Source organism: Mycobacterium adipatum (assembly GCF_001644575.1).
GTDB classification, from domain to species: domain Bacteria; phylum Actinomycetota; class Actinomycetes; order Mycobacteriales; family Mycobacteriaceae; genus Mycobacterium; species Mycobacterium adipatum.
In genome coordinates this window covers 4,236,242-4,258,861 of record NZ_CP015596.1, presented here as the reverse complement: position 1 = coordinate 4,258,861, position 22,620 = coordinate 4,236,242, and the positions used below count along the sequence as shown (strand labels likewise).

Annotated in this window: 23 protein-coding genes; 14 read left to right on the top strand and 9 right to left on the bottom strand. The window is 67.4% G+C overall.

Translation table 11 applies throughout. The annotated features are described in order from the left end of the window. Positions 1-624: a TetR/AcrR family transcriptional regulator gene (locus tag A7U43_RS20205; protein ID WP_067998782.1), complete on the bottom strand. Its 624-nt coding sequence runs from the start codon at positions 622-624 to the stop codon at positions 1-3. Positions 625-719: 95 nt separating this feature from the next. On the opposite strand from A7U43_RS20205, the gene A7U43_RS20200 reads away from it, so the two are divergent. Continuing rightward, the gene (locus A7U43_RS20200; protein WP_067998780.1) at positions 720-1,646 is read left to right on the top strand and encodes a metal-dependent hydrolase; all 927 of its coding nucleotides are present in this window, start codon (positions 720-722) and stop codon (positions 1,644-1,646) included. Beyond that, complete coding sequence (locus A7U43_RS20195) at positions 1,639-2,781, top strand: DUF7802 domain-containing protein (RefSeq protein ID WP_067998778.1); 1,143 nt, start codon at positions 1,639-1,641, stop codon at positions 2,779-2,781. The genes A7U43_RS20200 and A7U43_RS20195 overlap by 8 nt, the downstream gene beginning before the upstream one ends. An 18-nt stretch (positions 2,782-2,799) precedes the next feature. On the opposite strand, the gene A7U43_RS20190 is transcribed toward A7U43_RS20195, so the two are convergent. After that, positions 2,800-3,639, bottom strand: coding sequence for an aldo/keto reductase (locus A7U43_RS20190; protein WP_067998776.1), 840 nt, complete (start codon positions 3,637-3,639; stop codon positions 2,800-2,802). Positions 3,640-3,645: 6 nt separating this feature from the next. Continuing rightward, a complete protein-coding gene (locus A7U43_RS20185) occupies positions 3,646-4,494 on the bottom strand; it encodes an aldo/keto reductase (protein ID WP_067998773.1) in 849 nt (282 codons plus the stop codon). Between A7U43_RS20185 and A7U43_RS20180 the strand changes: the two genes are divergently transcribed. The 7 genes from A7U43_RS20180 (at position 4,493) to sepIVA (ending at position 12,264) form a co-directional block, all read left to right on the top strand. Further along, positions 4,493-5,575 (top strand): alpha/beta hydrolase, encoded by a 1,083-nt coding sequence (locus A7U43_RS20180; RefSeq protein ID WP_067998771.1) that lies wholly within the window; start codon positions 4,493-4,495, stop codon positions 5,573-5,575. The genes A7U43_RS20185 and A7U43_RS20180 overlap by 2 nt on opposite strands. Positions 5,576-5,584: 9 nt before the next feature. Further along, complete coding sequence (locus A7U43_RS20175; protein WP_067998769.1) at positions 5,585-6,316, top strand: DsbA family protein; 732 nt, start codon at positions 5,585-5,587, stop codon at positions 6,314-6,316. Continuing rightward, the gene (locus A7U43_RS20170) at positions 6,313-6,930 is read left to right on the top strand and encodes a vitamin K epoxide reductase family protein (protein WP_067998767.1); all 618 of its coding nucleotides are present in this window, start codon (positions 6,313-6,315) and stop codon (positions 6,928-6,930) included. Before A7U43_RS20175 ends, A7U43_RS20170 begins: the two co-directional genes overlap by 4 nt. 58 nt (positions 6,931-6,988) lie before the next feature. Further along, positions 6,989-10,375 carry a pyruvate carboxylase gene (locus tag A7U43_RS20165; protein WP_067998765.1) on the top strand — a complete coding sequence of 1,129 codons (3,387 nt, stop codon included), beginning with the start codon at positions 6,989-6,991 and terminating at the stop codon, positions 10,373-10,375. Next, positions 10,372-10,926 carry a 16S rRNA (guanine(966)-N(2))-methyltransferase RsmD gene (gene rsmD / locus A7U43_RS20160; RefSeq protein WP_082902447.1) on the top strand — a complete coding sequence of 185 codons (555 nt, stop codon included), beginning with the start codon at positions 10,372-10,374 and terminating at the stop codon, positions 10,924-10,926. Before A7U43_RS20165 ends, rsmD begins: the two co-directional genes overlap by 4 nt. A gap of 11 nt (positions 10,927-10,937) precedes the next feature. Further along, on the top strand, positions 10,938-11,414 hold the full coding sequence (gene coaD / locus A7U43_RS20155; RefSeq protein WP_067998761.1) for a pantetheine-phosphate adenylyltransferase: 477 nt from the start codon (positions 10,938-10,940) through the stop codon (positions 11,412-11,414). 112 nt (positions 11,415-11,526) lie between these two features. Beyond that, complete coding sequence (gene sepIVA, locus A7U43_RS20150; RefSeq protein WP_067998759.1) at positions 11,527-12,264, top strand: cell division protein SepIVA; 738 nt, start codon at positions 11,527-11,529, stop codon at positions 12,262-12,264. A gap of 16 nt (positions 12,265-12,280) precedes the next feature. On the opposite strand, the gene A7U43_RS20145 is transcribed toward sepIVA, so the two are convergent. The 5 genes from A7U43_RS20145 to A7U43_RS20125 all read right to left on the bottom strand — a co-directional run bounded on the left by A7U43_RS20145 (position 12,281) and on the right by A7U43_RS20125 (position 18,883). Further along, positions 12,281-13,513: an SfnB family sulfur acquisition oxidoreductase gene (locus A7U43_RS20145; RefSeq protein ID WP_231963360.1), complete on the bottom strand. Its 1,233-nt coding sequence runs from the start codon at positions 13,511-13,513 to the stop codon at positions 12,281-12,283. 56 nt (positions 13,514-13,569) lie between these two features. Then, entirely contained in the window at positions 13,570-14,907 is a 1,338-nt protein-coding gene (locus A7U43_RS20140) for a flavin-containing monooxygenase (RefSeq protein WP_067998756.1), read from the bottom strand. A 19-nt stretch (positions 14,908-14,926) separates the two neighbouring features. Next, positions 14,927-17,215 carry a DUF1989 domain-containing protein gene (locus tag A7U43_RS20135; RefSeq protein WP_067998754.1) on the bottom strand — a complete coding sequence of 763 codons (2,289 nt, stop codon included), beginning with the start codon at positions 17,213-17,215 and terminating at the stop codon, positions 14,927-14,929. A gap of 20 nt (positions 17,216-17,235) precedes the next feature. Continuing rightward, positions 17,236-17,610, bottom strand: coding sequence for a cupin domain-containing protein (locus tag A7U43_RS20130; protein WP_067998752.1), 375 nt, complete (start codon positions 17,608-17,610; stop codon positions 17,236-17,238). 94 nt (positions 17,611-17,704) lie between these two features. Beyond that, positions 17,705-18,883: an LLM class flavin-dependent oxidoreductase gene (locus tag A7U43_RS20125; RefSeq protein ID WP_067998750.1), complete on the bottom strand. Its 1,179-nt coding sequence runs from the start codon at positions 18,881-18,883 to the stop codon at positions 17,705-17,707. Between the two features lie 195 nt (positions 18,884-19,078). Here A7U43_RS20125 and A7U43_RS20120 point away from each other — a divergent pair, with 195 nt between their 5' ends. Genes A7U43_RS20120 through mutM form a run of 3 tightly spaced genes read left to right on the top strand, consistent with a single transcriptional unit; the run spans position 19,079 to position 21,192 of the window. Beyond that, entirely contained in the window at positions 19,079-19,633 is a 555-nt protein-coding gene (locus tag A7U43_RS20120) for a YceD family protein (RefSeq protein ID WP_068003260.1), read from the top strand. Beyond that, the gene (gene rnc / locus A7U43_RS20115) at positions 19,623-20,339 is read left to right on the top strand and encodes a ribonuclease III (RefSeq protein ID WP_067998748.1); all 717 of its coding nucleotides are present in this window, start codon (positions 19,623-19,625) and stop codon (positions 20,337-20,339) included. The genes A7U43_RS20120 and rnc overlap by 11 nt, the downstream gene beginning before the upstream one ends. Further along, positions 20,323-21,192, top strand: coding sequence for a bifunctional DNA-formamidopyrimidine glycosylase/DNA-(apurinic or apyrimidinic site) lyase (mutM, locus tag A7U43_RS20110; RefSeq protein WP_067998746.1), 870 nt, complete (start codon positions 20,323-20,325; stop codon positions 21,190-21,192). The genes rnc and mutM overlap by 17 nt, the downstream gene beginning before the upstream one ends. Here mutM and A7U43_RS20105 read toward each other — a convergent pair. After that, positions 21,179-21,844, bottom strand: coding sequence for an Rv0361 family membrane protein (locus A7U43_RS20105; RefSeq protein WP_067998744.1), 666 nt, complete (start codon positions 21,842-21,844; stop codon positions 21,179-21,181). The two genes, mutM and A7U43_RS20105, sit on opposite strands and share 14 nt — an antisense overlap. A gap of 60 nt (positions 21,845-21,904) precedes the next feature. Here A7U43_RS20105 and A7U43_RS20100 point away from each other — a divergent pair, with 60 nt between their 5' ends. Then, positions 21,905-22,315 (top strand): OsmC family protein, encoded by a 411-nt coding sequence (locus A7U43_RS20100; protein WP_067998742.1) that lies wholly within the window; start codon positions 21,905-21,907, stop codon positions 22,313-22,315. Beyond that, on the top strand, positions 22,308-22,601 hold the full coding sequence (locus A7U43_RS20095) for an acylphosphatase (protein ID WP_197499878.1): 294 nt from the start codon (positions 22,308-22,310) through the stop codon (positions 22,599-22,601). The genes A7U43_RS20100 and A7U43_RS20095 overlap by 8 nt, the downstream gene beginning before the upstream one ends. The last annotated feature ends 19 nt before the right edge of the window (positions 22,602-22,620 follow it).

The following is a 22,620-nucleotide window of genomic DNA, read 5'->3' as shown; positions in this document are numbered from 1 at the left end:
TCAACCGCCGGGACATTGTTCGATGCGCTGAGCGGCCACTGCGCCACCGAGCCAGCGCCGCAGAAATTTTCGAAGCTCTTCGGGTGAGCGTTGCCCGTCATTGGGTGCGACGAAAAAGGACAACATGATCCGCAAGGTGAACTCCACCAGCTCCTGCAGGCTCGCCTCGTCGTATCCGTGCGCGGCCCAGTCCACGTCGAACCGGTCGACCATGCGCATCCCGATCGCACGGGCCTCCGCAGAGGTGAGGTCTTCACTGTGGTTGTGCGGGTAGGACTCTGAGAGCAGGATGCCCAGATGCGGGGTTCGGCTGACCTCGTCGAGGGTGAACACGGTGCCCTGGGTCAGTGCGTCGGCGGGGTCGTGGATCCCGCGCACACTCGCGGCGAGACGGTCCAGGAAGGCATCGACGGAACCCATTGCCACCGCGCGCATCAACGCATCGGAGGTCGGGAAGTAGCGGTAGACGGTCTGGCGGATGATGCCCAGTGAATTGGCCACCTCGGCCAGTGAGACGGCGGACCCGGTGGCGCTGATCAGGTCGACGGCGGCCGTGATGATGCGCTGGGTGGCCTCTTCATCGGTCTGCGGCGGATTTCCACCCCACCCGCGCCTGCGTGCCATGGCCAACTTCCTCTCGGCGGTACGCGACCGTAGCACGCTCCGGTAATCATACAGTCATACGTAGATATGTATGGTCGTGTGATAGTTTGCCCGGCATGACTCAGCTTCAAGTGCGCAAGATGCGGTTCGGTTTCGCCGACCACGACGTGCCGTTCCTGTGGAATGAGACCAACCCGGCGTTCTCCGCCATGGCCAACGCGGTGTCGTTTCTGGCCATCGCGTTCGAGAAGATGATCGTCACCACGATGGCGGAAGCGAAACCGCTGCTCACCGAGCCGGTGATCGCCGAAGAGGCCGACGCGTTCACGCGGCAGGAGGGCCAGCATTCGATGGCTCACCGGCAGCATGCGCGCGGGCTGATCAAGGCCTATCCGGCGCTCAAGGAGACCCTGGATGCGGTGATCGCCGCCTACGACGAACTCGTGGAGACCAAGCCGCTGAAGTACCGGCTGGCCTATACCGCCGATCTGGAGGCGACCTTCACGCCGGTCTTCAAACTGATGCTCGACCACGACGACACGTTGTTCGCCCCCGGCGACGACCGGGTGGCCTCGCTGTTCCTGTGGCATTTCGTCGAGGAGGTCGAGCACCGCAGTTCCGCGCTGATCATCTACGACGGACTCGTCGATGATCCCTGGTACCGGATGCGGGTGGCACCGTCGATCTTCAAACATGTGATGGACGTCGTCCGGTTGGCGTGCGACGGCTTCAACAAGCACATCCCGCTGGAGGTGCGCAAGGTCGACGCGGTGTCGACCTTCGCCCTGGAACGGCGCAAGAACCAGTTCCTCACCCGCATCGGACGCCGCCCCGACTACGGTCCGCTCGCCAACGCGTTCGCCCATCTGCCCAAGCGCGAGATGGCCGCTGCGCTGGCCGGCATCGTGCGCAGCCAGATCCCCGGCCACAACCCGGAACACGAAAAACTCCCCGTGCTGGCCGGAGAATGGTTCGATCGCTTCGACGCCGGTTATGACGTCACCCAGTGGTACACGGCGGGGAAGAAGGTGGCCGATGTCTGATCTGTGTGCACCCACATTCGAGCAACTCGCCGAGCGGCTGGGCTTCTCCTGTGCGGAGGCCGGCGGACTGGTCGAGCTGCGCAGCCCGTTCGGCCTGGAGAACTGGACACTTCCGGTGCTCGAACTCACCGTCATTCTCGGTGCGATCCTGGCGCTGGTCTACGCGGTGATCCGGCTTCGTCGTCACGGTGACGCGACCAACATCGCGCTGTGGTTCGGTGCCATCGCCTACCTGCTGATCATCGAACCGCCGCTGTACTTTCCGGCGCAGTTCGGCATCGCCGAGCACGTCGACACCATGTTCGCGCACAACGTGTTCACCGTCGACTTCCTGTGGGGTCGCCTACCGCTCTACATCGTGGCGATCTACCCCATGATGGCGACGATCGCCTTCGAGATCGTCAGAACCCTTGGGGTGTTTCGCCGTTACGGCACGCTGGTCGGTGCGGTCTGTGTCGGCTTCGTGCACCACGCCTTCTACGAGATCTTCGACCACCTGGGCCCGCAACTGCGCTGGTGGGAGTGGACGCTGGATCATCCGATGAATCAGCCGTTCCTGGACGCGGTGCCGCTGCCCAGCGTCGTGGTGTTCGCCGCGCTGTGGCCGATGTCGCTGGCCTTCTGTGTGCAGTTCTTCGTCGGCCGTCACGCCGACCGCGGCCGACGCTTCAGCGGGTGGGCAATCATCTGGCGCACCATTGTCATCGGGCTGCTGGCCTCGATCGGCACGGTGTTGCTGCCCGCCCCCGCGACGGTCATCGGATCGTTCACGAACGTCACCGTGATGGGCGTGGTGTACGCGCTGGAGCTCGTGGTGATCGCCGCCGTCGCGGCGCCGGTGCTGGTCAAACAGTGGCAGCGACTGCGCAATACGCCGGCCGGCGCCACCGAGTCGCGGTACGCGAATCCGTTGATGGTGCGCTTCAGTGTCGGCTACCTGGCCGTGATGGCGGTGTTGTGGGTGACCGCGCTGCCCGCCTACCTCGGAGCGGTCGACGGTGTCACCGACAACGGTGACCCGGTCGGCAGTCTCTGGTACACGGCGCTGTGTTTCGTCATCGCCGGGCTGAGTGCCTTTGCCGCGCTGACGGTCTCGGCGTCACAGACCCAGAAGGCACCGGCACCTGTCGGGTAGTCCGGCGAGCCGGGGGAGTTACTCCCCGGTGTAGGTGGCCGGATCCGGACGGAACCGGGTGCCGTCGTCGAGGGCGGTCAGCGCGGCCAGATGCTCGTGGGCCAGCTCGAAGTCGAACACGTCGAAGTTCTGCGCAATGCGTTCCGCGGACGTCGAACGGAAAACGACCGCATTGCCCATCTGCAGGCTCCAGCGGATCAGCACCTGGGCGGGCGTGCGGTCGTACTCGCCGGCGACCGAGGTGACCGTCGGGTGCTCCAGCAGCGTGCCGACGCCCAGCGGGCTGTAGGCCTGCGTGACGATGCCCCGCTCGGCATGGTCGGCGCGGAGTTCGGTCTGCACCAGCTGTGGGTGCAGTTCGATCTGGTTGACCGTCGGCACCACATAGGTGAGGTCGATGATGGTGGACAGATCTTCTGAGGTGAAGTTGGCGACACCGATGGACTTGGCGAGGCCGTCGCCCTGCACCTTCAACAACCCGCCCCAGCTGTCCACATACTTGCCGCTGTCGGCACCGGGCCAGTGGATCAGGTACAGGTCGACATAGTCCTGGCCGAGTCGCTGCAGGCTGGCCTTCGCGGCATCCTGGGACGCCTGGAATCCCAGGTTGGGGATGTCGAGTTTGGTGGTGAGGAAGATCTCGGCGCGCGGCACGCCGGAGGCCGCGATGGCCCGGCCGACGCCCTCCTCGTTGCCGTAGGCGGCCGCGGTATCGATAAGGCGGACACCGATTTCCAGTGCGGTCGCCACCGCCTTCTCGGCCTCGGTGTCCGAGAGACCGCCCACGCCGATGCCGAGGGCGGGGATGGTGTTCTCATCGCTCAAGCCGATGTTTGGCGCCGCAGCTGCCGATGTCATGTCTACCTAGCCTGTCCAGTTGAAAGTCCGCGGATCCGGTCCCAGTCGGGTGCCGTCGTCGAGTGTCGCGATGGACTCGATGTCCTGCGCGGTGAGCTCGAAATCGAACACGTCGAAGTTACTCGCTATCCGGTCGGGGTTCACCGACTTCGGGATGACGATATTACCCAGCTGCAGATGCCATCTGATCAGCACCTGGGCTGGGGTTTTACCGTGGGCTTCGGCCACCGCGACCACGGTGGGGTCACTCAGCAACGCGCCTTGGCCGAGCGGGCTCCACGCCTCGGTGGCGATACCGAGTTCGGCGTGGACCTCCCGCAACTCCTGCTGCGGGAACCGCGGGTGCAGTTCGATCTGATTCACCGCGGGCACCACCCCGGTGCCGTCCACCAGCGTCCGCAGATGTTCCGGAGCGAAATTGCTGACGCCGATGGACCGCACCCGGCCCTCGTCGCGCAACGCGGCCAGCGCCTTGAACGTCTCGACGAACAGGTTGACCTCGGGCATCGGCCAGTGAATGAGGTAGAGATCCACGTAGTCGACGTCGAGGCGCTTCGCGCTCGCGTCGAAGGCCTTGAGCGCCTTGTCATATCCATGCTCGGCGTTCCACAGCTTTGTGACCAGGAACACATCCTCGCGCGCGACACCGTTGTCGGCGGCGGCCTTGAGGGCCTCACCGACCTGGGTCTCGTTCTGGTATGCCGCGGCGGTGTCGATATGCCGGTACCCCGTCGACAGGGCTGCTTCGACCGCCTGCCGGGTCTGCTCGGCCGGGGTCTGCCAAACTCCCAACCCGACCGTGGGGATGGAATTACCGTCGTTCAGCACCAGCGTGGGATTCGAAAGGCCAGTCATGACGCAAAGTCTGCCAGCACGGCGCAGTCCTAGTCCGTTCCGGTTGAAATTCGCCGCGGCCGCCAGCCGGCTGTCGCTGCCGCTGATGGCGCGGATCCCCGACCCCGTCAAACGGTTGATGCTGGGCCGGCGCTCGATCACCATCGAGGGCAACACGCTGGACACCACCTTGCAGCTGATGCTCAACGCGCAGCGGCTCTCGGGGGTTGACGGCCTCGTCGCCAGCGACGACGTCGACGTCGCCAGGAACCAACTCGACAGCGTCGCGTCGGCCCTGAGCGCTCCGGTCGTCGTCCCGGTGCGCGATTTCACCATCCCGGGGCCCGCGGGTGCGCTCCCCGTCCGGCATTACGCGGCCGAGCCCGGAGCGCCGCTGCTGGTGTTCTTTCACGGCGGCGGATTCGTCGTCGGCAGCCTCGACACCCACGAGGGATTGTGCCGGCGCATCTGCCACGACGCCGGGGTGCACGTCCTGTCGGTCGACTACCGGCTGGCTCCCGAGCACAAGGCACCCGCCGCGGGTGAGGACTGCCTGGCCGCCTACCGCTGGTCGGTCGAACACGTCGGCGAACTCGGTGCCGATCCGCGACGAATCGCCGTCGGCGGGGACAGCGCAGGCGGAAACCTGGCCGCGGTCGTCACCCAGGCCGCTCGCGACACCGGACTGGCCCTGCCAATCCTGCAACTGCTGATCTACCCGATGGTCGACCCGCAGGGCGAGACCGTGTCCCGCACCCTGTTCGCCGACGGCTACTTCCTCACCAAGGCGGATATCGACTGGTTCAACACCCACTACATCGGTGGCGCCGATATTTCGCCGACCGATGTCCGGGTCGCGCCGCTGCGGGCCACCGACCTGTCAGGGCTGTCTCCGGCGTTGGTGCTGACCGCCGGGTTCGATCCGCTGCGCGACGAGGGCGCGGCCTACGGCGCGGCGCTGGCGGCCGCGGGTGTCCCGGTCGACCTGCGCGAGTACGGGTCCCTGACGCACGGGTTCGTCAACTTCTTCCCGCTCGGTGGCGGCAGTGACGTGGCGCTGACCGACCTGACCTCGGCGCTGCGGGCCCACCTGAGCCGGTAGGCTGCACCCGTGGCGAACAAACCGAAGAAGCAGGCCAGCTACGACTTGAAGGCCGCCGACCGTAAGCGCAACCTTCTCGTGCAGATCGGGCTCACCTCGGTCGTGGTGCTCTTCGCGGTGGCCCTGGTGCTCTACATCGTGCTCTCGGGCGAAACGAAGCCCGAAGCCGGTGAGGCCCGCTCGGTGCGCATCGAGTCGAGCACCGTGGTCAAGAAGGACGACGGGATCGAGCCGAAGTTCGTGCTGTCGGTCTACGAGGATCCGCTCTGTCCGCATTGCGGGGCCTTCGAGAAGGCCTTCGGTCCCACTATCAACAAGCTGATCGACGGCGGCGCGATCGCGGTCGACTACTACATGGTCGGCATTCTCGACAGCGCCGGGAACCAGAACTACTCGTCGCGGGCCAGTGGGGCCGCCTACTGCGTCGCGGACGAATCCACCGATGCGTTCCGGCGGTTCCATGGCGCCCTCTATGCCCAGCAGCCCAGCGAGACCGGCGGCGCGTACCCGACCAATGCCCAGCTCATCGAGACCGCCCGCCAGGCCGGCGCCGCGGGCAAGGTGCCCGAGTGCATCGACAAGGGCCGCTACGTCGAGATGGCCTCCGGGATGGCTGCCGCCACCGAGATCAACGCCACGCCGACGGTGCGCATCAACGGTGAGGACTACCAGTACAGCACCCCCGAGGCCCTGGTCGCCAAGGTCAAGGAGATCGTCGGCGACGTCCCGGGGATGCCGTGACCGTTGCCCCTGACGTCGAATCGGCCGAGGTTCCGGCCGAGCGGCGTGGTGTGCGCCGGTCCAGTGCGATCGGCGTGCTCGCCGCCGGCGTGCTGGGGCTCGCCGCCGCCGCGACGCTGACCGTCGAGAAGATCGAGATCCTGATCGACCCGAGCTATATCCCGTCGTGCAGCCTGAATCCGGTGCTGTCCTGCGGTTCGGTGATGACGACCCCGCAGGCCTCGGTGTTCGGGTTTCCCAACTCCCTGCTCGGCATCATCGCCTTCACCGTCGTGCTGGTCACCGGCGTGCTGGCCGTCGCGCGGGTGAACCTGCCGCGCTGGTACTGGACGGGGTTGGCCGTCGGCACCGCGCTGGGCGCCGTGTTCGTGCACTGGCTGATTTTCCAGAGCCTCTATCGCATCGGGGCGCTGTGCCCCTACTGCATGGTCGTCTGGGCGGTGACCATCCCGCTGCTGGTGATCGTCGCGTCGATCGCCCTACGTGCCGATACCGGTGCCGGGGCGGGCGGAGCGCTGTACCAATGGCGGTGGTCGCTGGTGGCGCTGTGGTTCACCGCGGTGCTGCTGATGATCCTGGTTCGTTTTTGGAACTACTGGTCGACGCTGGTGTGATCCTGGCGGCGACGCCGGTGTTACATCCAGGTAACAACACCGAAGTTAGGGTAGCGCCGTGATTTCCAAACTCCTGGTGGCCAACCGCGGCGAGATCGCCATCCGTGCCTTCCGTGCGGCGACCGAGATGAACATCTCGACCGTGGCGGTGTACCCGTTCGAGGATCGCAACTCCTTGCACCGGCTCAAGGCCGATGAGTCCTACCAGATCGGTGACGAGGGCCATCCGGTACGGGCCTACCTGTCGGTCGCGGAGATCATCCGGGTCGCCAAGCATGCCGGTGCGGACGCCGTCTATCCCGGTTATGGGTTCCTGTCGGAGAATCCGGAGCTGGCCTCGGCGTGTGCGGCGGAGGGCATCACGTTTGTGGGTCCGTCGGCGGATGTGCTGGAACTGACCGGCAACAAGGCGCGCGCGATCGCGGCGGCCAAAGAGGCCGGGTTGCCGGTGCTGGCGTCCTCGGAGCCCTCGGACTCGGTCTCCGAACTCGTCGAGGTCTCCAAATCGATGGAGTTCCCGCTGTTCGTCAAGGCGGTCTCCGGGGGTGGCGGGCGCGGTATGCGCCGGGTGGCCGAGGCGTCGGGTCTGGCGGAGGCGATCGAGGCCGCCAGCCGTGAGGCCGAGTCGGCGTTCGGCGATCCGATGGTCTACCTGGAGCAGGCGGTGATCAACCCGCGCCATATCGAGGTGCAGATTCTCGCCGACGGCGTCGGGAATGTGATCCACCTGTTCGAGCGCGACTGCAGTCTGCAGCGCCGCCATCAGAAGGTCATCGAGTTGGCGCCGGCGCCGAATCTGGATCCCGCGGTGCGGGAGAAGATCTGCGCGGACGCCGTGGCGTTGGCCCGCCACATCGACTACTTCTGCGCGGGCACCATCGAATTCCTGCTCGACGAGCGGGGCCACCACGTGTTCATCGAGTGCAACCCGCGCATTCAGGTGGAGCACACGGTGACCGAGGAGATCACCGATGTGGACCTGGTGTCCTCACAGTTGCGGATCGCGGCGGGGGAGACCCTGGCCGATCTCGGCCTGAGCCAGGAGTCGATTCAGATCCGCGGTGCGGCCATGCAGTGCCGGATCACCACCGAGGACCCGGCCAACGGATTCCGCCCCGACACCGGCCGTATCACCGCCTACCGGTCTCCGGGCGGTGCCGGTATCCGCCTGGACGGCGGCACCCACACCGGTGCCGAGATCAGCGCGCACTTCGATTCGATGCTGGTGAAGTTGACGTGCCGCGGCCGGGACTTCACGATGGCCGCCGCCCGCGCGCGGCGCGCGCTGGCCGAGTTCCGGGTGCGCGGGGTGAGCACGAACATTCCGTTCCTGCTCGCGGTGATCGATGATCCGGACTTCCGGGCCGGTCGAGTCACCACGTCGTTCATCGACGAGCGCCCGCAGCTGCTGACCGCGCACACCCCGGCCGACCGTGGCACCAAGATCCTGAACTATCTGGCCGATGTCACGGTGAACAAGCCGCACGGCGAGCGGACCGCAACGGTCTATCCGCAGGACAAACTGCCGGACCTGGACCTGACCACGCCGCCCCCGGCCGGCTCCAAACAGCGGCTGGAGGACCTCGGACCCGCGGGTTTTGCCGCCTGGCTGCGTGATTCGCCCGCGCTCGGGGTCACCGACACCACCTTCCGGGATGCACACCAGTCGCTGCTGGCCACCAGGGTGCGCACCAACGGTCTGCTGCTGGTCGCGCCCTATATCGCGCGGATGACGCCGCAGTTGTTGTCGGTGGAGTGCTGGGGTGGCGCGACCTATGATGTGGCGCTGCGCTTTTTGAAGGAAGATCCGTGGGAGCGGCTGGCCGCGCTGCGTGAGGCGATGCCCAACATCTGTCTGCAGATGCTGCTGCGCGGGCGCAACACCGTGGGTTACACCCCGTACCCGGAACTGGTCACCAAGGCGTTCGTCGACGAGGCCACCGCCACCGGGGTCGATATCTTCCGGATCTTCGACGCGCTGAACAATGTGGACTCGATGCTCCCGGCCATCGACGCGGTGCGCGAGACCGGCACCGCCGTCGCCGAGGTCGCGATGTCCTACACCGGTGACCTCTCGAATCCGGCCGAGGATCTCTACACCCTGGACTACTACCTGCGGCTGGCCGAGCAGATCGTCGAGGCCGGTGCGCATGTGCTGGCGATCAAGGACATGGCCGGGCTGCTGCGCCCGCAGGCCGCCACGAAACTGGTGACCGCGTTGCGGCAGCGGTTCGATCTGCCGATCCATGTGCACACCCATGACACCCCGGGTGGGCAGCTGGCCACCTACCTGGCGGCCTGGACCGCGGGGGCATCCGCGGTGGACGGGGCGTCCTCCCCGCTGGCGGGCACCACGAGTCAGCCCGCACTCTCGGCGATCGTGGCCGCGACCGCGCACACCGAATTCGACACCGGTCTGGACCTGGCCGCGGTGTGCGACCTGGAGCCCTACTGGGAGGCGCTGCGCAAGGTCTACGCCCCGTTCGAGGCCGGGTTGCCGGCGCCGACCGGGCGGGTCTACACCCACGAGATCCCCGGTGGGCAGCTCTCCAATCTGCGCACCCAGGCCGTGGCGCTGGGGTTGGGGGACCGGTTCGAGGACGTCGAGAACGCCTACGCCGGGGCCGATCGGGTGCTGGGTCGGTTGATCAAGGTGACCCCGTCGAGCAAGGTGGTCGGTGACCTGGCGCTGGCGCTGGTCGGCGCCGGTGCCGACGCCGAGGAGTTCGCCGCCGACCCCGACCGCTACGACATCCCCGACAGCGTGATCGGATTCCTGCGCGGTGAACTCGGCGACCCGGCCGGAGGCTGGCCGGAACCGTTGCGCACCAAGGCGTTGACCGGTCGGGCGGCAGCCAAAGCCGAGCAGGCGTTGTCGGCCGAGGACGAGACGGTGCTGGCCCAGCCCGGAACCAAGCGCCAAGCCGTCCTGAACCGGCTGCTGTTCCCCGGTCCGACAAAGGAATTCGAGGCCCACCGGGACCAGTACGGTGACACCTCGCGGCTCAGTGCCAACCAGTTCTTCTACGGTCTGCGCCAGGGCGAGGAGCACCGGGTCTTCCTGGAGCGCGGCGTCGAGTTGCTGATCGGGCTGGAGGCGATCTCCGATGCCGACGAGCGCGGGATGCGCACGGTGCTGTGCATCATCAACGGCCAGCTGCGCCCGGTCCTGGTGCGCGACCGCAGCATCGCCAGCGATATCGCCGCCGCGGAGAAGGCCGACCGGGCCAACCCCGACCATGTCGCCGCGCCGTTCGCCGGTGTGGTCACCGTCGGCGTGCAGACCGGCGACAAGGTCGAGGCCGGACAGACCATCGCCACCATCGAAGCCATGAAGATGGAAGCCGCCATCACCGCACCCAAGGCCGGCACCATCGAGCGCATCGCCGTGACCGGCACCGCCCAGGTGGAGGGCGGGGACCTGCTGGCAGTGGTGACAACCTGACCCGGATCGTCGCCGGACAGTTCAAGGGACGCCGAATCTCGGTGCCCGCGAGCGGAACCCGTCCGACCACCGACCGGGTGCGGGAGTCGTTGTTCAACCTGCTGCAGGCGCGGATGGACCTCGACGGGATCGCGGTGCTCGATCTGTACGCCGGCTCCGGTGCGCTCGGGCTGGAAGCGCTGTCGCGCGGCGCCTCGTCGGCGCTGCTGGTGGAATCCGATCGTCGTGCCGCCGCAGTGATCGACGCCAACATCGCCGCGCTCGGCGCCGAGGGCGCGGTGGTGCGGCGCAGCCCGGTCGACAAAGTGGTGCAGGGCAACGCGAGCCGTCCGGTCGACCTGGTCTTCGCCGATCCGCCGTACGAGGTGAAGGCCGCCGCGATCGAGCGCGTGCTGGCCGCCCTGCTTGCGCACGGGTGGGTGCGCCCGGGCACGCTCGCGGTGATCGAGCGCCCGGCGGCCGGCCCGGGACTGACCTGGCCGCACGGGTGGGAGGCCGACGGGGAGCGCCGGTACGGTGACACCCGATTGGAGTTCGGCGTCATCGCGTAGCGTCTTCGTCCATGAGTGGCGCTGTATGTCCCGGATCATTCGACCCCGTCACCCTCGGTCATCTCGATGTCTTCGAGCGGGCGGCCGCCCAGTTCGACGAGGTCGTGGTGGCCGTGCTGGTGAACCCGAACAAGAAGGGGATGTTCAGTGCCGACGAGCGCATCGAACTGATCCGCGAGTCGACGACGCACCTGGCGAATCTGCGCGTCGAGTCCGGCTCCGGCCTGGTGGTCGACTTCGCCAAGCAACGGGGCCTCACCGCCATCGTCAAGGGCCTGCGCACCGGCACCGACTTCGAGTACGAGCTGCAGATGGCACAGATGAACAAGCATGTCGCCGGCGTGGACACCTTCTTCGTCGCGACCACACCGCAGTATTCGTTCGTGTCGTCCTCGCTGGCCAAGGAGGTCGCGCAGCTCGGCGGCGACGTGGCCGACCTGTTGCCCGCGCCGGTGAACGCGCGGCTGCGCGAGAAGCTCAAGGGCTGAGAGCTCCGCCCCGTCACGGCACTGTTACGCGACACACCGACCGGGAAAGCCGAGTCACAGGCGTAACACCAGGCACACTGGTCACTAACAACTACGCCTGGAGGGTGTTGCCGTGTATCGAGTGTTTGAGGCGCTTGACGAACTCAGCGCAATCGTGGAAGAGGCCCGTGGCGTGCCGATGACGGCCGGGTGCATGGTGCCGCGCGGCGATGTTCTGGAACTGCTCGACGACATCAAGGACGCCATCCCGGGTGAGCTCGACGACGCCCAGGACGTGCTGGATGCCCGCGACGCGATGCTGAATGAGGCCAAGGACCACTCGCAGTCCATGGTGGCCACGGCGTCGGCAGAGGCCGACTCCATGGTCAACCACGCCCGCGGCGAGGCCGATCGCCTGCTGGCCGACGCGAAGTCCCAGGCCGACCGGATGGTCGCCGAGGCGCGTGCGCACAGCGAGCGGATGGTCGCCGAGGCCCGCGAGGAAGCCGGCCGCATCGCGTCGACCGCCAAGCGCGAGTACGAGGCCACCACCGGCCGCGCCAAGGCCGAGGCCGACCGTCTGATCGAGAACGGCAACATCTCCTATGAGAAGGCGGTGCAGGAAGGCATCAAGGAGCAGCAGCGCCTGGTGTCGCAGACCGAGATCGTGCAGACCGCCACCAGTGAGGCCACCCGGCTGGTCGACACCGCGCACGCCGAGGCCGACCGGTTGCGCGGCGAATGCGATATCTACGTCGACAGCAAGCTCGCCGAATTCGAGGACTACCTCAACGGCACGCTCCGTTCGGTGAGCCGTGGCCGCCACCAGCTGCGCACTGCAGCCGGGACACACGACTACGCAACCCGGTAGCCCACCCGGGCAGCCCTCAAAGCTGGCCGTGCCGGGGCGGTTTCGTCCCCGACAGGGTGTAGCGGCCGATGTGCTGCAGCTTCCAGCGGGTAGCGTCGTGCAGCGTGTGGGTGCGGGCGTCGCGCCAGTAGCGCGACAGGTTTGCCGCACCGGACGCACTGCGGGTGCCGCCCAGTTCGAACAGCGCGCTCGACGCCTCCAGCGACGCCCGCGCGGCCGCCACCTTGGCTACTCCGACGGCCACCGAAGCCGCGGCGGCGCGCTCGGAGTCGAGGTCGGTGGCGGCGGCATCGACGGCACGACCGGCCTCGGCCAGCAGCGCCTGAGCGCCACGGACCGTGACGGTGAGCTCACCGGCCAGCTGCACAACCGTCGGATCATCGGCGGCGGTATCCACCCCTGCCTCGAAATGCGGGCGTGCCTTGCCGACCTGCCGGACGCCTTCGGCCAGCGCGGCGGTGGCGATCCCGACATCGAGTGCGGCGTGCAACAGTTGGGCCCGCGCCCCGTACACACTGGGCGCGCCGAAGATCGGGGTGAACGCCACCACCCGCTCGGCCGGCACCCGCACCCCGTCGAGGGTGACGGTGCCCGAGGCGGTGGTGCGCTGTCCCATCCCGTCCCAATCGTCGACGACCTCCAATCCCGCGGTGCCGGCGGGCACGAAGGCCAGCGCCTTCGGGGTCGACGATGTGGGGGTGTCGCCGGGACGCCCGGGCACCGACGCCCGAACGATCACCCAGTCGGCGAACAGGGCGCCGGTGCAATAGTATTTGCGACCCTCCAGCAGGTAGTGCTCACCGTCGCGCACCAACGTGGTGGCGTCCACGTCGACCGGATATGGTCCTCTTTCGGACTGGGCGTTGGCGAAAAGCGCACCCTGCATGACCTTTTCGTAGAAGAACGCCTGTTGGGTCGCGGTGCCCTGAAGTCGCAGCGCTTCCAGGAAGGTGTAGTGCGAATGCGGGATCTGTGCCAGCGACGGGTCGCCGTGCGCCAGCAGGCGGAACACTTCGGCCAGTACCGACGCCGGTGCGGCGAGGCCGCCGTGTGCGACCGGAACCGACAGCGTCAGCAGCCCGGAGTGTTTCAGCGCCCGCACCTGAGCGTGTGGCAACACGCGGTCGCCATCGCGTGCCGCCGCTCCCTCGGCGAACGTTGCAGAGAGTTCGGCGGCCACCGCCAACGCATGGTCGATATCGGCGATGTTCGCCGCACGGGTCGCGATCGCAGATAGCCGTCGAGTCACCTCGGGATCATGCCCTGCGCACCGCGGCCCGGGCACCCGTTGGGCTCAGTGGGATTCTATCGAGCGAGGAACCGCGCCAGGCTGTCGTCGAGTTCCTCCCACCAGGTGGAACTGGGTATCGGCCCGACCGTTCCGGTACACGGCGAGGCGAACGACTTGTCGCGGTAGCCGGTGATGCTCTCGTCCTTGTCGTGCTCCCAGGTGACGAAGTGCCTGCGCACCATGTCGAGATCGAACGCCGGGTAGTCGGTGAGCGCCATCAGATCCCGCACGTAGGCGGTCTGGAAATCGATCTGCTCCATGACGGTGTCGACGGCGGCATACATGGTCAGCCACGCGTCGACATCATCGGCCATCGCCTCGGCGGTGGGCAGCGGCAACCGGCCCAGCACGACGTCACGCGCGACGAACGCCTGCGCGTCGAACATGTTGAAGGTGTAGTACTGGTCCTGCATGCCCAGGTACAGCAGCTTCGGGTTGGCCGTGGACACCACGCCCTTGTACAGCCCGGCCGGATACAGATTGTTCGCGGTCACCAGTCGCAGATCGGGGTCGATGAACGGGAAGTGGTGCTGGTATCCGGTGCACAGGATGATCGCGTCGACATCGCGACGGGTGCCGTCGGCGAAGTGCGCGGTCCGACCCTCGAGATGCCGCAGCGCAGGAACCTCGGTGATGCCCTCGGGCCAGCCGAAACCCATCGGCGCGTTGCGGTAGGCGATCGTGATGGACGCGGCGCCGTACTTCAGGGACTGCAGCGCAATGTCTTCGGCCGAATAGCTGCTGCCCAGGATCAGCAGGTTCTTCCCGGCGAACTCGACGGCATCCCGGAAGTCGTGCGAGTGCAGGATGCGGCCCGGGAAGGATTCGAACCCGGGATACTCCGGCACGTAGGGCATCGAGAAGTGTCCGGTCGCGACGATCACGTGGTCGAAGGTCTCGGTGCGCAGCACGCCGGGGCCGTTCTCCCATGATTCGACCGTGACACTGAACGTGTCCGCCTCATAGCTGATCTCGCGCACGGCGGTGTCGAATTGGATGAACTGGCGCACATTGCTCTTCTTGGCCCGCCCGACGATGTAGTCGTAGAGCACCTCGCGTGGCGGGAACGACGGGATCGGCCCGCCGAAGTGCTCATCGAAGCTGTAGTCGGCGAACTCCAGGCACTCCTTGGGACCGTTGGACCACAGGTAGCGATACATGCTGCCGTGCACAGGATCTCCGTGGGCGTCCAACCCCGTGCGCCAGGTGTAGTTCCACAGCCCGCCCCAGTCGCTCTGCTTCTCGAAGCACACCACCTCGCCGATGTCGACGCCGCCCTGGCGGGCCTGCTCGAAGGCGTGCAACTGGGCCAGCCCGCAGGGGCCGGCGCCGATCACGGCGGTTCTGGTCATCGTGGTCTCCTCAAGGACGTCATGATCGAGGGCGGGTCTTGTCGGGGTCGTAGAAGGGGAAGGTCGTCACGGTGGCGCCGATGCGCTTGCGGTATCCGTCGAGCTTGCCGATCTCCACCCGGGTGCCGGGCTCGGTGTGTTGGATGGCCATGCGGCACAACGCGATGCTGGTGCCCAGAATCGGTGAGCGCACACCGCTGGTAATCACGCCGACCTGGACGCGACCGATGTGCACACCGTCTCCGTGCGCGGCGGTCTCGTTGCCGTCGAGCCGAAGGCCGACCAGCGCCCGCTGCGGGTGCGCCTTGCGTTCGACAAGTGCCGCGCGGCCGACGAAATCGTCGGACTTGGACTTCAGCGGGACGGTGAACCCGATACCGGCTTCGAACGGGTCGATCTGATCGTCGAACTCGTGACCCGCCGCGATCAGGCCCGACTCGACGCGCAGCATCTCCAGCGCCTCCATCCCCAACGGCACCAGGCCGTGCGGCTCACCGGCCAGCCACACGGCGTCCCAGAGGGTTTCGGCGTCACGGGGGTGCACCCACAGCTCATAGCCGAGTTCCCCGGAGTACCCGGTGCGCGACACCAACAGCGCAATCCCGTCGGGACCCCCGAGGCGGCCGATCAGGAACCGGAACCATCCCAGGTCACCCAGGTCGGGCTGGGTCGGCGCAGACCAGATCAACCCGGCAAGCACGTCACGACTGGCCGGCCCCTGCACGGCGATGTTGTGCATCTGGTCGGTGGAGTCCTTGATCCATACCTGGTGCAACCCGAGCCGTTCGGCCTGGGTGCGTAACCAGAGTCCGTCGTGCGGGTCACCGCCGATGAACCGAAAATTGGTGTCGCTCAGCCGCAGCACCGTGCAGTCGTCGATGACACCGCCGGACTCGGTGCACATCGCCGAGTACACCACCTGCCCGCGGGACAGCCGCCGGATATCGCGGGTCAACGTGGCCTGCAGCAGGGCTTCGGCGTCGGGGCCGGTGACCTCGAACTTGCGCAGCGCCGAAAGATCCATCACCGCGACACGTTCCCGACACGCCCAGTACTCCTGCTGCGGTCCGTGACTGTCAAAGCTGTTGGGCAGCCAGTAGCCCTGGTACTCGGTGAAATTGGAGGTCAGTGCACCGGTCCTGGCCGCGAATGCGGTGGGCTTGGTCAGCACGGGTTCGGAGTCCGGGGTCAGTCGGTGTCCCACCGCCACAGAGAACCTCCTGGTGGAGTCGTAGACGCGGATGTGGATGTCGGTGGGTGTCCAGCCGTTGGCGGGGTCGATATCGTCCGGGCAGGCCGACGATGCGCACACCAGGTCGGTGCAGGCCCGCAGCATCACGTAATCGCCGGGCCGCGACCACGGCTCATCGGACGTCAGCTGATGCGCGGCGTCGAAGGCCGTGTTGTAGAACAGGTTCAGCGCCGGCCAGCCGGTGCGGGCGGACACCCCGAACCGCGACAGCGTGGCATTGAAGTTGTCGGTGCAGTTGACATGCCCGGGGTATCCGAAATCGGCGTAGTACTTGGCGGTGCAGGCCAGCGCGAAGGTGTCGTGCCTGCCCACGGTGTCGCGGACCACCTCGACGAGGGGCTGTGCCCGGCCGTCGAAGAACTTGCCGAACAGCCCGGGCTGTGGGTACGCGCCGCCGCCGATGGTGCGGGTGGTGGTGGCGTCCAGACCGTACTCGCGGCCGGCGACGAGACCGCGGGCATCGAAGGCCAGGAAATCGGAACACTGCCGGCCCTGCACATCGATGATCTGGACGAACTGCCCGGCCCGGATCTCATAGGACGACGCGGTGCAGGCATCGATGCGCATGTCCCATAGGGGTTCGGCCAGCGGTGCGGGCAGCTCCCGTTGCCCGACAGGCATCGGGCGGGCCCGGTGCACGTCGACCATCACCTCCGACGGCGGATTCGGTTCGTCGACCGAAATGTCCATCGGGTCAGCGGGCGCGGCGATCAGCACCACCGCATCGCCGTCGACGGCGAAGCCGAGCCGGGAACCAGCTGCGGAGTCGGTGTCGAACAACCGGGTGGCCCGGGCCCGGTCCTGGTCGACGTGGCGGGACAGCAGCGCCAGGATGCGCCCGGCGGCGTAGCCGTTCTCATCCGGTCCGGCCACCAGGCTGCGCAGCACGGTGGCGGGGGAGTCCGGTGCCGATGGACAGACGGCCCGGGGATCGGCGGCGAGCACCGTCATCTCCACGGGTTGACGCCCGTACCGGTCGATCACCTCGAAGCGGTCGCCACCGGTGACCGTCACCGCGACGACCGCGCCGGGTGCCACCCGAAATCGTTCGATCATGCCGGGTTCCGGCGGCGGGATCAGGGGGCGAACGACCGGTAGCCGACGTAGAACGCCAGCGCATGGTCCGGGGTGGAGAACAGGATGCGCGACCCTTTCGGAAAGAAGATCGCGTCCTTGGCCCGCGCGATCTGCACCTGGCCGGTGTCCGGGTTCTCCAACCGGAATTCGCCTTCGAGGACGACCTTCATCTCGTCGTAGGCGTAGTAATAGTCAAGCGGCGCATCGGTATTGCGCAGCTCGAAGTAGCCCGAACACATGGGCACGCCGTCGGGGTTGGCGTAGACATCATCGATGAAACCCTCGGTTCCCGGGTACTGCTCGAGGGACATCTGCGGAAGGGACTCCCAGAAACCCGAGGTCACCTGAAAGATGGGCGCGGCCGTACTCGTCACAGAACCTCCATCATGATCTCTCACATGAAACAACGTCTGATGTGAGGAAACCATGCGGGGATTTCCGCGAGATTACGCCGAGGTGCCTGTGCCGTTAGCGCGTCGATCCGACGAACGGAATCGAGACACCGGGCGCTGTCGGCGAATCCGTGGATCCCACATTGAACAGGCCGCGCTGCCGCAGGATCGGCACCACGCCCTCACCGAACCAGAACAGTTCCTCCAGGTGCGGGTAGCCGGAGAAGATGAACTCGTCGATACCGATCGCGGCGTACTCGGCGATCCGGTCGGCCACCTCGGAATGACTGCCCACCAGCGCGGTGCCCGCCCCGCCGCGCACCAGCCCGACCCCGGACCACAGGTTCGGCGCGATCTCCAAACTGCGCGCGTCACTCCAGGTTCCGTCCGCCCGGTTGGCTTCGTGCAGCGCCAGCATCCGTCGCTGGCCCTCGGACTGGCTGCGCGCCAGACCCGCCTGGGCGGCCTGCACGGTCTCCTCGTCCAACGCACCGACCAGCTTGTCGGCCTGCGCCCACGCCTCTTGTGCGGTGTCCCGGGAGATGGTGTGCAGCCGGATACCGAAGCGCACCGTGCGCCCCTGCGCGGCGGCTTCCGCGCGGATCCAGGCGATCTTCTCGGCGACCGCAGCGGGCGGCTCACCCCAGGTGAGGTACACATCGGCATGGCGCGCGGCGACCGGACCGGCGGCCGCGGAACTGCCCCCGAAATACAGCGGTGGCACCGGATTGGGCGGCACCGCCAGGGCGGCCTGCTCGACCTTGACGTACTCGCCGTCCAGGCTGACCGTCTCACCGGCCCACAGTCGGCGCACCACCTCGAGGAACTCGTCGGCGCGGGCGTAGCGGGCATCCTTGTCCAGATGGTCACCGAAGGCGCGCTGTTCGTGCGCCTCACCCCCGACGACGACGTTGAGCAAGAGGCGTCCGGGGGCGTGCCGGGCGAAGGTGGCGGCCATCTGCGCCGACAGCGTCGGGCTCACCAGCCCCGGCCGGAACGCCACCAGGAACGCCAATGCGGTGGTCTCGCGCGCCAGCAGGGCGGCGGTGACGAACGCGTCCTCGCACCAGGCGCCGGTCGGGATGAGCGCACCGGTGAAGCCGAATTGCTCGGCGGCGCGCACGATGGAGGCCAGGTAGTCGATGGACGCCTCGCGGTCACCGCTGGCGGCACCGGCCGCAGTGCCGTGCCCGCCGCCGACAATCAACCGGCTGTCGCCGTAGGTGGGCAGAAACCAGTGCAACTTCACGGTCACGTATACATCCTTTACGCAGCAAGCCGACGTGTGGTCCTGAGTATCGGCCCGCAACGCGGTCACCGGCGCCCGCTCGGCCGGCCACCGCGCGACAGCACCGCCCTCACCGGCTACGGCGCGGTGGCGGACTTAAAAATCTCGGTGATCGGCGTCGGGGCGGCGGCTGAGCATCCGCGCCGAAGTAGAATCGCGCTCATGGCTGGCAAAAATCCCCTCGCGATCGACATCTCGCGGCTGGGTCGTCGGCCGGGCTCGATGATCGAGGTGCACGAGACGGTGCCATCGCCGTCGCGCATCGGTCTGGACCTGATCCGCATCGAACAGGGCGCCCCGCTCGAGCTGGACCTGCGCATCGAATCGGTTTCCGAGGGCGCGCTGGTCACCGGCACCGTCAGCGGGCCCGCCACCGGCGAATGCGTGCGTTGCCTGGAGCCGGTCGGCGACGAGGTGTCCATCGACATCACCGAACTGTTCGCCTACCCGGGTAGCACCACCGAAGCGACCACCGAGGAAGACGAGGTCGGACACGTCGTCGATGACCGCGTCGACATCGAGCAGTCCATTGTCGATGCCGTCGGACTGGTGTTGCCCTTCGCGCCGTTGTGCCGTGAAGACTGTGCCGGGCTCTGCCCGGACTGCGGTGTCGCGCTGGTAGACGCCGAGCCGGGGCACGCGCACGACAAGATCGACCCGCGCTGGGCGAAGCTGGCCGCGCTGAAGGACCAAGCCGGAGACGGCAGTGACGGCTGAGCGCGACTCCCTGATCGAAGCGCTGGGCGTGCGGTTGCCCGATGATCTGCTCACCATCGCCCTGACGCACCGCAGTTACTCCTACGAGAACGGTGGCCTGCCCACCAACGAGCGCCTGGAGTTCCTCGGCGACGCCGTGCTGGGCCTCACCATCACCGAGGAGCTCTACCACCGCCATCCCGAGCGGCCCGAAGGTGATCTGGCCAAGCTGCGCGCCAGCATCGTCAACACCCAGGCCCTCGCCGACGTCGGGCGCAAATTGGGTCTCGGCAACCACCTGCTGCTGGGCAAGGGCGAAGAGAGCTCCGGGGGAGCCGACAAATCCAGCATCCTCGCCGACGGTGTCGAATCCCTCCTGGGCGCCATCTATCTGGATCAGGGCAACGCTGTCGCCCGGGAGGCGATCCTGCGGCTGTTCAGCGATCTGCTCGACACCGCACCGACACTCGGTGCCGGGCTGGACTGGAAGAGCAGCCTGCAGGAGCTGTCCGTCGCACGCGGGCTGGGCCCGCCGAGCTACACCGTGAGCGCGCAAGGGCCGGACCACGACAAGGAATTCACCGCGATCGTCATCGTCGCCGAACGCGAGTACGGGCGCGGTGTGGGACGCACCAAGAAAGAGGCGGAGCTGAAGGCGGCTGCCGCGGCGTGGAGCGCCATCGACGCCTCGGGCAGTGACGAGACCGGGGATGCCGGAACTTCCTGAGGTCGAGGTGGTGCGGCGGGGTTTGGCCGCGCACGTCCTGGACCGCACCATCACCGACGTCGAGGTACTGCATCCGCGTGCGTCTCGCCGGCACCTGGCCGGTTCGATCGACCTTGCCGCCCGGCTGCGCGGCAACACCATCACCGGCACCGGCCGGCGCGGAAAATACCTGTGGCTCACCATGTCCAGTGGTGACGCGCTCGTCGTGCACCTGGGCATGAGCGGGCAGATGCTGCTCGGGCCGGTGCCCAACCCGTCACATCTGCGCATCACCACCATGCTCGACAACGGCATGACGATGAACTTCGTCGACCAGCGGACATTCGGGGGTTGGATGCTCACCGATCTGGTGACCATCGACGGCACCGAGCTGCCCGAACCCGTCGCGCATATCGCACGTGACCCGCTGGACCCCGATTTCAACCGCGACGGCGTGGTGACGGTGTTGCGGCGCAAGCATTCCGAGATCAAGCGCCAACTGCTCGACCAGACGGTGGTCTCCGGGATCGGCAACATCTACGCCGACGAGGCGCTCTGGCGGGCCAAGATCAACGGCGCCCGGTTGGCGTCGGCGTTGACCAAGCGGCAGCTCGCCGAGGTGCTCGACGCCGCCAAAGCGGTGATGACCGGGGCGCTGAGCCAGGGCGGCACCTCCTTCGACTCGCTGTATGTCAACGTCAACGGCGAATCCGGGTACTTCGAGCGCTCGCTGGAGGCCTACGGGCGCGTCGATCAGGCGTGCCGACGGTGTGGTGCGGTGATGCAGCGAGACAAGTTCATGAACCGCTCGTCCTACTACTGCCCGAAATGCCAACCGCGGCCGCGTATTCGGCGCGTGGCTATCGCTGACTGAACTCCACCGCGGCGGACATGCACACTTTCCACTCGCCGGATTCCTTGCGGAAGTAGGCGGTGTCGAACGGGCCGCCGCCATTCATCTTCGCCGACGCGACATCCCCTTTGACTGTGATATCGGTGGCGGTGATCTCGGTGGTCGGGGCACCCTGCGGTACGTCGATGCCCTCCAGGATGTCGCCGAGTTCCCCGAGGGCGCCGAACATCCCGGCCTCGGCGGCGCAGAAGTACTGGCCCAGCTCGGAGAACTTACCGGTGTTGCCGGCGGCGCTGAAGTCCTCGACGAGCTGCTGGATCTGGGCTTCGTCGGTGGACACCAGGATCTGATCGCCGGACCGCAACAGGAACACCCCGCCGACCACCAGCGCCGCCACGATCAGCAGGCTCGCCAGGCCACCGAGTAGCCACCAGGTGCCGTTGCTCTTCTTCGGCGGCTGCGCCGGGTAACCGTACGGGTATCCCGGGGGCGGAGCGCCGTAGCCGTAGGGCTGCTGGTTGTAGGGCTGCTGGCGGTACGGCTGTGCCGGGGCGGGCGTGTCATACGCCGGGTACTCATAGGCCTGCGGCTGCTGCTGGGGATCCCACGAGCCCTGCTGGTGCGGACCCCAGGGTTCTGGCGGCCCCGGCTGTTGCGGGGGGTAGTACGTCACGGCGTCGGCTCCTCAGTGGTGTGGTTCAACACTAACGCGCGGCTCCGTAGACTCGCCGGAATGACGGAACTGTGGGTCGAGCGGACCGGCGTGCGCCGCTACACCGGGCGCAGCACGCGCGGCGCCGAGGTACTGGTCGGGTCAGAGGACGTCGAGGGCGTATTCACCCCGGGTGAGCTGATGAAGATCGCGCTGGCCGCGTGCAGCGGGATGAGCAGTGACGCACCGTTGCGCCGCCGCCTCGGCGACGATTACGCCACCACCATCCGGGTGTCCGGGGCGGCCGACCGCGAGCAGGAGCGCTATCCGCTGCTCGCCGAGACCCTCGAGGTCGATCTGTCCGGGATGTCCGAGGACGAGGTGAAGCGGCTGCTGACCGTCGTCGAACGCGCCATCGACCAGGTCTGCACCGTCGGGCGCACCCTGAAGTCGGGCACCGAGGTGACCTTCGAGGTGAACAACGTTGGCTGACGCCGGCCCGGATCAGCCGGTGCGGCTTAGCGCCTACGTGCACGGCAATGTGCAGGGCGTGGGTTTCCGCTGGTGGACGCGGTCCCGCGCGCTGGAGCTGGGGCTCACCGGGTACGCGTCCAACCGGCCTGACGGGCGGGTGCACGTGGTGGCCCAGGGCCCTCGGCCGGACTGTGAGCGGCTGCTGGACCACCTGAAATCCGGGCAGACACCGGGCACGGTGGACGCGGTGATGGCCGATTGGCTCCCGGTGGGCGACCCGATCGACGGCTTCAGCGAACGTTAACCCGCGCGGCGGTAGGGTT